The following is a 10,313-nucleotide window of genomic DNA, read 5'->3' as shown; positions in this document are numbered from 1 at the left end:
CCCATTCTACGTCCATGACCATCACCCCGTCACCGCCACGCCGCCGTCGATGACGAGCGCCTGTCCGGTCATCATGCGACTTGCGGAGGAGGCCAGGAACAGCGTCCCAGAAACGATATCGTCGGGCTTCAGATGCTCCTTTAGGCATTGCTTTTCCAGGTGAGTGGCTAGCGACGCTGGGTCAGCCCATTTGTCCAGCTGCTTTTGCGTCAAAACCCAGCCTGGAGCCAATGCGTTCACCCGAATACTTTGGGAGCCGAATTCCCGCGCTAAACTGCGGGTCATGCCGTTTAGTCCGGAGTTGGCCGTTGTATAAAGCGGGTAACCGGCCCCGCCCATCATGTAACTGATCGATGTGAGGTTTATGATAGATCCGCCACCCAACGTCTTCATGCCCTCCACGACAGCCTGACAGGCAAAAAAATGGGCCTTGAGGTTGATTGCCTGCATCCAGTCCCAGAACTCCTCGGTAACCTCTTCGGTGCTGTGGCGCTGGTCGTTGGCGGCATTGTTCACAAGGACACCGACAGGACCGTGGGCTTCTGTGACTTGCGCAATTGCGGCCTGAATCGCGGGTGTGTCCGTGATATCGCATTGGATGAACAATGGGCGATTGCCGGTCTCGTCCTCCATAGCGTCCACAAAGGCCGCGGCGTCGGAGCGCCCCACAAAAGCGACCTTGGCACCTTGCCGCAAGAAGCCTTCGGTTAAATTCGCGCCGATGCCCGAGCCTCCGCCGGTGATGAAGACGCTTTTGCCGTCGAGATCGTGGAATGTTGCAGTCTGGGTCATCAGTGGCTCTCTCGTGTGACGGGGCGGGTGTCGTTGCCAACAAGGAAATCAAGGTCCGCGCCTTGATCCGCTTGCAGGACGTGATCCACATACATTTTGGCATAGCCGCGGGTGTAATGCGGCGGTTCGGGTTGCCATGCGTCGCGGCGCTCGGCCAGTTCTTCTTCGGATACGAGCAATTCCAACTTGCCCTGACTTGCCGAAAATTTAATGCGGTCGCCGGTTTTCACCAGCGCAAGCATTCCGCCCTCGTTCGCCTCGGGCGTGACATGCAGGATCACCGTGCCAAAGGCCGTGCCCGACATGCGGGCGTCAGAAATGCGCACCATATCCTTGATGCCTTCTTTGACCAGTTTGGACGGGATAGGCATATTGCCAACCTCAGCCATGCCCGGATACCCTTTTGGGCCGCAGCCCTTAAGAACAAGGATGCTGTCCTTGGTCACCGGCAGATCATCGTTGTCAATTGTGGCTTTTAGCTCTTCAATGTTTTCAAAGACGTAAGCCTCGCCTTCGTGCTCCAAAAGATGCTCGCTTGCGGCAGAAGGCTTCACGATGGCCCCACGTGGGGCGAGGTTGCCTTTCAAGACCTTGATGCCAGCCGATGGCTTCAGAGGGTCGTCGATCGGGTAGATCACATCGCGGTTCCAGCATTCAGCACCGTCTGCATAGGCGCTGATGTCACCACCAAGCACAGTTTTGGCTTTACGCAAATGTCCCGACAACTCTTTCAAGATCACCGGCATACCACCAGCGTAACAAAAATCTTCCATCAGGTACTTGCCAGACGGCATGCAGTTGACCAACAGGGGAACGTCGCCGCCAAGGTCAAAATCTTCCAGTTTCAGATCAATGCCAACACGGCCAGCTATGGCCAGAAGATGCACCACTGCATTTGTGGAACCGCCAACGGCAGCATTGGCCAAAATCGCGTTTTCCAAAGATGCCCGCGTGATAATGTCCGAAGGTTTCAGGTTTTCGTCCACCATTTCGACAATACGGTTGCCGGTAAGGTGCGCCAACGCCATGCGACGTGAATCCACAGCTGGAAGGGCTGCGTTTGTCGGTAGGCTTAGGCCCATGGCCTCAACAAGCGACGCCATGGTCGAGGCGGTGCCCATCGTCATGCAGACACCTTTTGAGCGGCTCATACCGGACTCAGCCGCCATAAAATCTTTCAAAGTCATATCACCGGCGCGGACCGCTTCCGAGAATTTCCAAACATCCGTGCCAGACCCAATGTCATTGCCCTGCCATTTGCCATTCAGCATCGGCCCAGAGCTAACCACGATAGATGGCAAATCGACCGAGGCCGCCCCCATCAACTGGCCGGGTGTTGTTTTGTCACAACCACCCAAAAGAACAACGCCGTCGATGCCATAGGCGCGGATCGATTCTTCGACATCCATCGCCAACAAATTGCGAAACAGCATAGCGGTTGGCTTCATCTGGGTTTCGCCCAGCGACATCACGGGGAACTCTACGGGAAAACCACCGGCTTCCCACACGCCGCGCTTCACGCCTTCGGCCAGATCGCGCAAGCCGCTGTTGCATGGCGTCAACTCCGACCACGTGTTGCAGATGCCAATGACGGGGCGCCCATCAAAAGCATGATCTGGAAAGCCTTGGTTCTTCATCCAGCTGCGATGGATGAATCCGTCCTTGTCCAGCTTTCCATACCAAGCGCGGTTGCGGCGGTCTTTTGTCATTAAATTTCTCTTTCTTGCCAGTCAGGCGATCGCATTGGAACTCAGGCTACTGAGCCATGCACGATGTGAAATCGCATGCGATGCGACATTTCCGGCCTGTTTTTCCAGATGGTCGACGGTCGCCCGAGCGAAATCCCGCAGTTTGCGGTCTTGGGCCATGCGTTCTCGCGCGACACTTCGATTGAGCAATCCAAGACCGTCAAGAACCGGATAATGCAGAAGCTCTTCCACATGGGGAAGGCCATCCAAATCGTTGGTAAAGTCTTCCGGCCCGGGCATCCGTTCTTGCCAATTTATCAGTTTCTGACGCACTTGCGGCAGGATGAAGTCTGTTGCTACGTCGCGCCAGAATGGGCTGTCATCCCGTTCACTGACGTAGTGCAGATTGATGAAGTCGCGAAAGTCGTCCACTTGTTTTGCGATGGCCGCATTGTAGCGCTGCTGATTTTTCTGCAAGGGAGCGCTGATCTGCAACAAGTGGCGGCGGCAAAACAGTAAAACCGCGACGATAGTGCCGTGGATTGAAGTCGCTTCCAAAGGTTCGAGAAAACTGGATGCAAGCCCGAGCGCAAGAACGTTGCCGCGCCAGACCTCGGAGATACGTCCCGCGTCGACAGGAATATCGGCGCGTGGCTCGATCTTGCGACCAAGCACACCCTCGATCTCCGCCAAGGCGATATCAGGTGACGAATGGCGATCCGAATAGACATATCCGCATCCGATCCGGCCCTGCGTCGGGATCTGCCACATCCACCCCGACGCTTGGGCCCATGCGTGCGTAAAGGTCGGAATTTCCTCGTCTTCGGCAAGGTCTAGCCAAAACGGCATCGCGCGATTGACCGGCAGCGCGTCGGAATAGCTTACCCAACTTGCGCCCATGGTCCCTTGGATCAATGTGCGGCGGAAGCCGGTGCAGTCGATGAAGAAGTCCCCTGCGATCGTTTCCCCAGTATCGAGTCTCAATTTGGTAACGCAGCCCGATTTGCCATCACGCTCTGCACTTTCCACAAGAGCATCGATCTTGGAGATGTCAGTTGCCTTGCGGCGTAAGTAGGCTCCGACTTTGGCCTGGTCAAAATGATAGGCGTGGTGAAAGCGGCTTACAGGAACGCGGCGGCCCCCCATTTCGGCTACCGGCGCTTTGCCGGTTTCCATGAGCTTGGCGAAGATATGCGGCGCGGAAACGGAGCGCCCGGCGGCAACGCAAAAGGTGTCGATCCAAGACCCCGCCCCCGGAATCCGATCGGTCAGAGCATAGGCATCATCAATCGGACCATCGTAGACATGGCCAAGCCGCCGCCAATCCCGATGGCGTATTCCATACTTGATTGTAGCATCGGTATGGGCGAGGAAATCTTCCTCGTCGAAGCCGAGTGATTGTAACACGCCGCCGAAGACTGAGGTTGTACCTTCGCCCACCCCGATGGTCGGGACTTTTGAGCTTTCAACGAGCGTGATACGCATTGGTATCCCTTGCCGCTCGCTTTCTGTCTTAAACAGGTGCGCAGCTAGCCAGCCGGCGGTACCCCCGCCGACGATCACCAGATGGGTCGGGTCGGATTTGGTCATGCCACTCGCATTACTTTTGCCCCGGACAGCCAGCCCGGAAGCCAATCGCCGTGGGCAGCAATCAGGGCGTCGACCAGAGCCCATATCTGGTCTAGGTCCAGTTCTGCGCCAGTATGCGGGTCCATCATGGCAGCATGGTAAACATGCTCCCTATTCTCCGTTAGCAACGCCCTAACGGTCAGTTCCTGCACATTGATGTTGCTGCGCATAATCGCGGTCAATTGCGGTGGAAGCTCAGGCACTTGAGTTGGCTGAATACCGTTGCGATCCACAAGGCAAGGCACCTCGACTACGCATCCCTCGGGCAGGGCCGGAATGTAGCCTCGGTTTTGAACATTTCCGTAAATGACGCTCGGCACACCAGTCCAGACAGAGTTAATAATCTCAGAGGCGTATTCGATCGAGTTCGGGACCTCGATCTTATCGGCCTTTCGATATTCCTCCAGCTTGTCTTTCCAGTCCGCGATCTGCTCAACACAGCGCTTTGGGTATTCGTCCAGCGGGATGCCAAACCGTTCGATCAAATCTTCACGACCCGACTTGATAAACCACGGGACGTACTCGGCAAAATGTTCGGAGCTTTCTGTCGCAAAATAGCCCAGCCGTTTCATCATCTCATACCGGACCTTATTCGGGCATCGCGGATTCGAGGTGCTTTCGGGCCGCGGAAAGATACCCTGTTCATATCCCTGATGAAGTTGTGGGTAGAGGTCACGGTAGCTTCCATCAGCTTCTACCTGCTCAAATTTCAGGAAGTATGCGACATGGTTAATACCTGCCGACAAATAGCGGATATCGTCCACCGGCAATTGAAGGTCACTTGCCAGTTCGGCAGCTGTGTGTTGCACGGAATGGCAGAGCCCAACTTGCTTGATATTCGGATAACGCTCGGCAATAGCCCACGTATTGATGGCCATCGGATTCACGTATTGCAGCAACAGCGCATCCGGGCAAACGGCAGTCATGTCTTCGCAGACCGACCAAAGGTGCGGCACGGTCCGCAGACCCCGCATGATCCCGCCGATTCCAAGCGTGTCGGCGATTGTCTGGTCTAGGCCAAATGACTTGGGGATCTCAAAATCGGTAACCGTGCAAGGTTCGAACCCGCCAATCTGAAAAGCAACGACGACAAAATCAGCGCCTTCGAGCGCCTCTCGTTGATCAAGGTGAATCGAATGTGTTGCCTCAACGCCAAGCGAAGCAACCATTTTGCGGAAGACAACTTCGCTTTCTTCCAGCCGCTGTTGGTTGATATCCATGAGCGAAACATGCGCACCTTGCAACGCTTCGCGCTGAAGAATGTCACCGACGATATTTGTCATAAATACTGTCGATCCGGCACCGATAAATGTAATTTTTGGGCTCGTCATAGTCGTCTCACTTTCTTAATCAGTCTTTTGGTCACACCCGGTACCCTTCGATCACATAAATCGTTTCGGGCCATGCCAACGGCAGGTTAATCCCCGAGGTCATCAGAACCCGGCCTGACAGTCGCAATGCCACCGCCTTTAGCGCGTTGTCGCCACGCGAATGTGGCGCTATTTGCTCGGGGTTTGCGAGCCGGATTTCATAAAATGCGTCTGCATCCAGGCCGCTCAGGCGTAGGGCGCGCGGCAGGTTTTGCTCCGAAGTTGCACTTTGTCCTGCGAAGACGACGAAGCGATCCCTATCTTTTGCGATCTGAATTTCTGCGGTCACCGCAGGGTCGTCGCTATCGAGGGCATGGATGTCCCCAGCCATCATCCAGTCGCGGTTGTCTTTAAACCACGCAGTGATGCGCGCCAGTTTGGCCTCGTCTTCTTTGCTGAAGCTACGCAAATCGCTCTCGAATCCCATTTGGCGCATTGCAGCGATCCATGCCCGGAACTCCATCGTCAGGCTGCGACCTGTCGTGTGTGAATGTTCCGCACCGACATGGCTGCCCGTTATGGCCGATGGGATCAACAACGCAGCGGTCTGTTGCATCCGCAGTCGTTCGTGCGCATCGATGCAATCTGACAGCCAGACTCGGCTTGTGTGCTGTAGGATGCCATAGTCAATCCGACCCCCACCCGAAGCACAAGTTTCGATCTCTACCCCAGGGTGGGCCTCACGCAACCGCGCGAACAATTCCATGATACCACGTGCCTGGGCTGCATCTGGCATCGGCAACAGACGGTTGTGATCCCATTTGAAATAGTCGATCTCATTTTCAGAAAGGATCGCATCGAGTGCGGTAAACAGGTAATCGCGAACCTCGGCCTTTCCGAGATCCAGTGCCAACTGATAGCGCCCGGTGACTTGATCAGCCGGTCCCAATACCCAGTCAGGATGGGCGCGGTAAAGATCGCTATCGGCGTTGACCATCTCTGGTTCCACCCAAAGCCCGAACGTCATACCAAGCTCGTGTACCCTGTCGATTAGCGGCGTCAGCCCATCAGGCCATTTGCGCCGGTCGATCTGCCAATCACCGAGGGATGAAGTATCGTCATTACGCTTACCGAACCAACCGTCGTCCAGCACGAACCGCTCTGCCCCGATACGCGCGGCGCGCTCAGCCATATCGGACAAGGTTGCGAAGTCGTGGTCAAAATAGACGGCCTCCCAGCAATTGTAATGCACGAGCCGTTTGCGTGAAGGATCTGACCATGTAACAACAGTGTCCCGTACATGAGCCTGCAACTGCACTGCACAACCATTGAGGCCTGTGTCAGACCGAACGATCGTTAGTGGTGCGGTCTCGAAGTGCTTGTTGGGCGCACGTTCCGAACCTGCGCTATTACCGAACTGGATCATGCGGTGACCATCCGGCAGTTCCTCAGCAATCATCCTGTGCCCACCTGGCCAGCCATAGGCAAAGGCCATCGCTTCACCTCTGGTAAAGCGTGCGTCGGGCGTTGCAGTATAAACGAAAGGTGGCGTTTCGTGGCCAGAGCGGCCTTGCCGTGCTTCACGCAGTCGGGCGCCAACCGAGAAAGGCTGACGCTGCATCCGGAATTCTCCATTCCAACGACCCGAAAACTCGATCAATTCGGTCTGCGCGCCAGGGACCGGCAGGACCGGTGCCGAAAGCCAGCCCAATCTGACCGGCGTAAGTGAATCGATGCTGGCCCGAAGGGTCAACACGCCATCAAGAGTAATTTCGGCAGTATAAGTCAGGTCACCCGAAACAGCCGAGACAATAAGAGTCTGACTTTTAGGTGTGATTGTTGCCGGCTCAAACCGCAGGGAAATCTCTGCGCCGTTGCTGTCAAGAACGCGCAAAGCCGGCTGGCCCAAATGGACGCCATCGGAGACCGGGCATATCGTTAACCGCGGCAATGCATCCACCATTCCACCGGTCATGTCCCTGCAGCCTGCGGCGGCCAATTGGGACAAATCTTCGGCTTCGGATAGACGCGGGCCAAAATAGGCAATGCATGGAAGTCCGTTCGTTGGTTCCAGCACGAGTGTCTGAGTGCGATCGTCAATTCGGTACATTAGGCCACCACCTTGAAAGCTGCGTCGACCAGACGCTTTGTGTATTCTGTTTTTGGTGCTTCAAGCACTTGCGATGTCGGACCGGTTTCGATGATGTCTCCGTGCTGCATGACCATCACGTTGTGGCATAGGGCCTTCACCACTTTCAGGTCATGGCTGATGAACATATAGCTTAGGTCGTGCTTTGCCCGCAGGTCTCGCAAAAGGTCGATGATTTGGGCCTGAATTGACAGGTCAAGCGCCGAAGTTGGTTCGTCGAGTAGGATGAATTCTGGCTGCAAAACAACGGCACGAGCAATGGCCAGTCGTTGCCGCTGGCCACCGGAAAACTCGTGTGGGAAACGTTGCATCGCATCGCGGGGCATCTGAACATCGTCCAGCGCCTGTCCGATCAGTTCTTCACGCTCGGCCGCATTTTTACCGATCCCGTTTACGATAAGTCCTTCTTCAAGGATTTGCCGGATGATCATACGAGGATTAAGCGATGAAAACGGGTCCTGGAACACCACTTGGATACGGGTGCGAAACGGACGCATCTGCTTGCGGGTGAGGCCATCAATGCGTTCGCCGTCAAATGTGATTTGTCCGCCGTTCGGCTCCAACAGCCGGATCATGGCCATTCCCAGTGTGGTCTTGCCCGAACCGCTTTCTCCGACAACGCCCAACGTTTCGCCTCTCCGAATGCTGGCAGAGATATCGTTGACTGCAACAAGATCAACATGTTTCCGGCTCATCAAGCCGCCGTGCGCAATCCGAAATGCCACGCGCATATCTTTAGCCACCATCAGCGGTGCCGCGTCGGGATCCAGCTCATCTGGGCGACCCTTAGGTTCGCTTTCGAGCAGGTGACGTGTGTAAGGATGCTGGGGGTTGGCAAAAACGTCCTGTGTGTTTCCCCGCTCGACGACCTCGCCGTAACGCATCACGACCACCTTGTCAGAGGTCTTTTCGACAACTGTTAGATCGTGAGTGATCAATACGACCGCCATGTTATGGGATTTCTGCAGGTCTTTGAGCAGCGTGAGGATTTCCGCCTGCACGGTCACGTCGAGCGCTGTTGTTGGCTCGTCCGCGATCAGAAGGTCCGGTTTGTTGGCGAGGGCCATTGCGATCATGACCCGCTGGCGTTGACCGCCCGACATTTCGTGCGGATATTGGCTTAGCCGTGCCTCGGGATCAGGCAGTTGAACCTCTTGAAAGAGCTTTAAAACTTCAGCCATCGCCTGCTTCTTTGGCATCGGGCGGTGTATCTGAATAATCTCAGCGACCTGATCTCCGACCCGGTGGATCGGATTGAGCGATGTCAATGGCTCCTGGAAGATCATTGAAATTCGGTTTCCGCGGATTTCCTGCATTTCGAGCTCGGACAATTCCAAAAGGTCGGTTCCATCGAACCAAATCCGGCTATCGGCCCCGACACGTGCGTTTTCGGCGAGCATCGACATTATGGCCCGGGCAGTTACCGACTTGCCCGACCCGCTTTCACCGACAACAGCAAGTGTTTCGCCGCGCGCCACTTCGTAGGACAAGCCGCGCACGGCGTTTACGGTGCCGTGAATTGTGCGAAAGTCCACAACGACGTTTTCAATTTTCAATAGGGGATCAGTCATTGGAATACGGGTCCATTGCATCGCGCAGGCCGTCACCAAACGCATTGAAAGCCAAAACAGAGATTACGATCATTCCAACTGGCGCCATCAACCAGGGGGCGGCCGCGAAGGATTGGAAATCACGCACTTGATTCAGCATTGTCCCCCAACTGACCATCGGAGCCTGCACACCGACGCCAAGAAAGGATAGGAAGCTTTCCAGCAGGATCACTTCAGGTAATTGATAGGTTGCCCAAACGATGATGTGTGATGAAGTGTTGGGCACGATATGGCGCCCGATGATGCGTTGGTCCGATGCCCCGACTGCTACGGCCGAACGAACATAGTCCATTGATCGCAAAGAAATAACTTTGCCCCGTAGTTCGCGGCTCAGGTCCGCCCAACGGAGCAAGACAAGGATCGATGCGAAAAGGATGAAGACGGTGATGGGATCAGCGCGACGCGGCAGGATCGCCACAAGCGCAAGATAGAGCGGCAAGTCAGGAAACGACCTCACGAATTCAACAATGCGCTGAACCAGCATGTCGAATACCCCACCAAAATAGCCTGAAGATACCCCGACTATTGTTCCAATGAAACAGGAGGCGGCCATTACAAGGAAGCCCATGAGAAGGGTCACTCGTGTGCCTTCTACCATCCTTGAAAACACATCACGGCCAAGGGAATCCGTGCCAAGCAGGTGCACAAACCCTCCGTCAGTGGTTCCAACTAGGTGAGTCTCGAATTCTAGCCCCAGGAACGTCCAGGGATCACCTTTCACAAATAACGCGAGATTATGGCGAACCTCCGGGTCGGGCACGAATTTGATCTCGAACGTGTTGGGATCCATCTCTTCGGCATAGCCTAGGACGTAGGGCCGGGTCAGGCCGCCTTCGGGCGCAAAGACCTTTGGCATCTGCGGCGGGCTGTAGATGGCAGTTCGATCCTTCGTCTCACCGTCATAGGGAGCGATGAACCCTGAAAAGACGGCTGTGATCACGATGAGCAAACATCCAATCAGCCCGACGACGCCGTACCGGTTGCGCAAAAAACGGCGGCGAACAAGCTGCCAGTAGGAGAGACCCGGGCCCGTCGCGGTTTCGGCATTCATTGTTTCTGTGGCCGTGGGTACGTCAATCTGAGGTCGGTTATCGACCATCGGTTTGTCGTCGGTGGGGTTGTGTGGCTGTTTCAT

The 10,313-nt window shown here is 55.6% G+C and carries 7 protein-coding genes; all 7 read right to left on the bottom strand.

Annotation, left to right across the window (positions count from 1 at the left end):
- Positions 1 to 21: 21 nt before the first annotated feature.
- From TA5113_RS08950 to TA5113_RS08920, 7 genes are read right to left on the bottom strand one after another with little or no spacing between them, the layout of a single operon-like run.
- Complete coding sequence (locus TA5113_RS08950; RefSeq protein ID WP_058314766.1) at positions 22 to 792, bottom strand: SDR family NAD(P)-dependent oxidoreductase; 771 nt, start codon at positions 790 to 792, stop codon at positions 22 to 24.
- Positions 792 to 2,501 (bottom strand): IlvD/Edd family dehydratase, encoded by a 1,710-nt coding sequence (locus TA5113_RS08945; protein WP_058314765.1) that lies wholly within the window; start codon positions 2,499 to 2,501, stop codon positions 792 to 794. The genes TA5113_RS08950 and TA5113_RS08945 overlap by 1 nt, the downstream gene beginning before the upstream one ends.
- Before the next feature lie 21 nt (positions 2,502 to 2,522).
- Entirely contained in the window at positions 2,523 to 4,070 is a 1,548-nt protein-coding gene (locus TA5113_RS08940) for a tryptophan halogenase family protein (protein ID WP_058314764.1), read from the bottom strand.
- Entirely contained in the window at positions 4,067 to 5,440 is a 1,374-nt protein-coding gene (locus tag TA5113_RS08935) for an alpha-glucosidase/alpha-galactosidase (protein ID WP_058314763.1), read from the bottom strand. The genes TA5113_RS08940 and TA5113_RS08935 overlap by 4 nt, the downstream gene beginning before the upstream one ends.
- Before the next feature lie 31 nt (positions 5,441 to 5,471).
- A complete protein-coding gene (locus TA5113_RS08930) occupies positions 5,472 to 7,529 on the bottom strand; it encodes an alpha-galactosidase (RefSeq protein WP_058314762.1) in 2,058 nt (685 codons plus the stop codon).
- On the bottom strand, positions 7,529 to 9,139 hold the full coding sequence (locus TA5113_RS08925; RefSeq protein ID WP_220387204.1) for an ABC transporter ATP-binding protein: 1,611 nt from the start codon (positions 9,137 to 9,139) through the stop codon (positions 7,529 to 7,531). Before TA5113_RS08925 ends, TA5113_RS08930 begins: the two co-directional genes overlap by 1 nt.
- A complete protein-coding gene (locus tag TA5113_RS08920; protein ID WP_220387203.1) occupies positions 9,132 to 10,313 on the bottom strand; it encodes an ABC transporter permease in 1,182 nt (393 codons plus the stop codon). The genes TA5113_RS08925 and TA5113_RS08920 overlap by 8 nt, the downstream gene beginning before the upstream one ends.

It is taken from the genome of Cognatishimia activa (assembly GCF_001458335.1).
GTDB lineage: Bacteria > Pseudomonadota > Alphaproteobacteria > Rhodobacterales > Rhodobacteraceae > Cognatishimia > Cognatishimia activa.
Note: the sequence above shows the minus strand (reverse complement) of the source record. Positions and strands in the feature narration are given on the sequence as shown.

What these genes read in the sequence shown, in the direction of transcription:
- TA5113_RS08945 (WP_058314765.1), bottom strand. Translation starts at nt 2,501, where the DNA reads ATGACAAAAGACCGCCGCAACCGCGCTTGGTATGGAAAGCTGGACAAG.
- TA5113_RS08935 (WP_058314763.1), bottom strand. Translation starts at nt 5,440, where the DNA reads ATGACGAGCCCAAAAATTACATTTATCGGTGCCGGATCGACAGTATTT.
- TA5113_RS08920 (WP_220387203.1), bottom strand. Translation starts at nt 10,313, where the DNA reads ATGAAACAGCCACACAACCCCACCGACGACAAACCGATGGTCGATAAC.
- TA5113_RS08925 (WP_220387204.1), bottom strand. Translation starts at nt 9,139, where the DNA reads ATGACTGATCCCCTATTGAAAATTGAAAACGTCGTTGTGGACTTTCGC.
- TA5113_RS08940 (WP_058314764.1), bottom strand. Translation starts at nt 4,070, where the DNA reads ATGACCAAATCCGACCCGACCCATCTGGTGATCGTCGGCGGGGGTACC.
- TA5113_RS08950 (WP_058314766.1), bottom strand. Translation starts at nt 792, where the DNA reads ATGACCCAGACTGCAACATTCCACGATCTCGACGGCAAAAGCGTCTTC.
- TA5113_RS08930 (WP_058314762.1), bottom strand. Translation starts at nt 7,529, where the DNA reads ATGTACCGAATTGACGATCGCACTCAGACACTCGTGCTGGAACCAACG.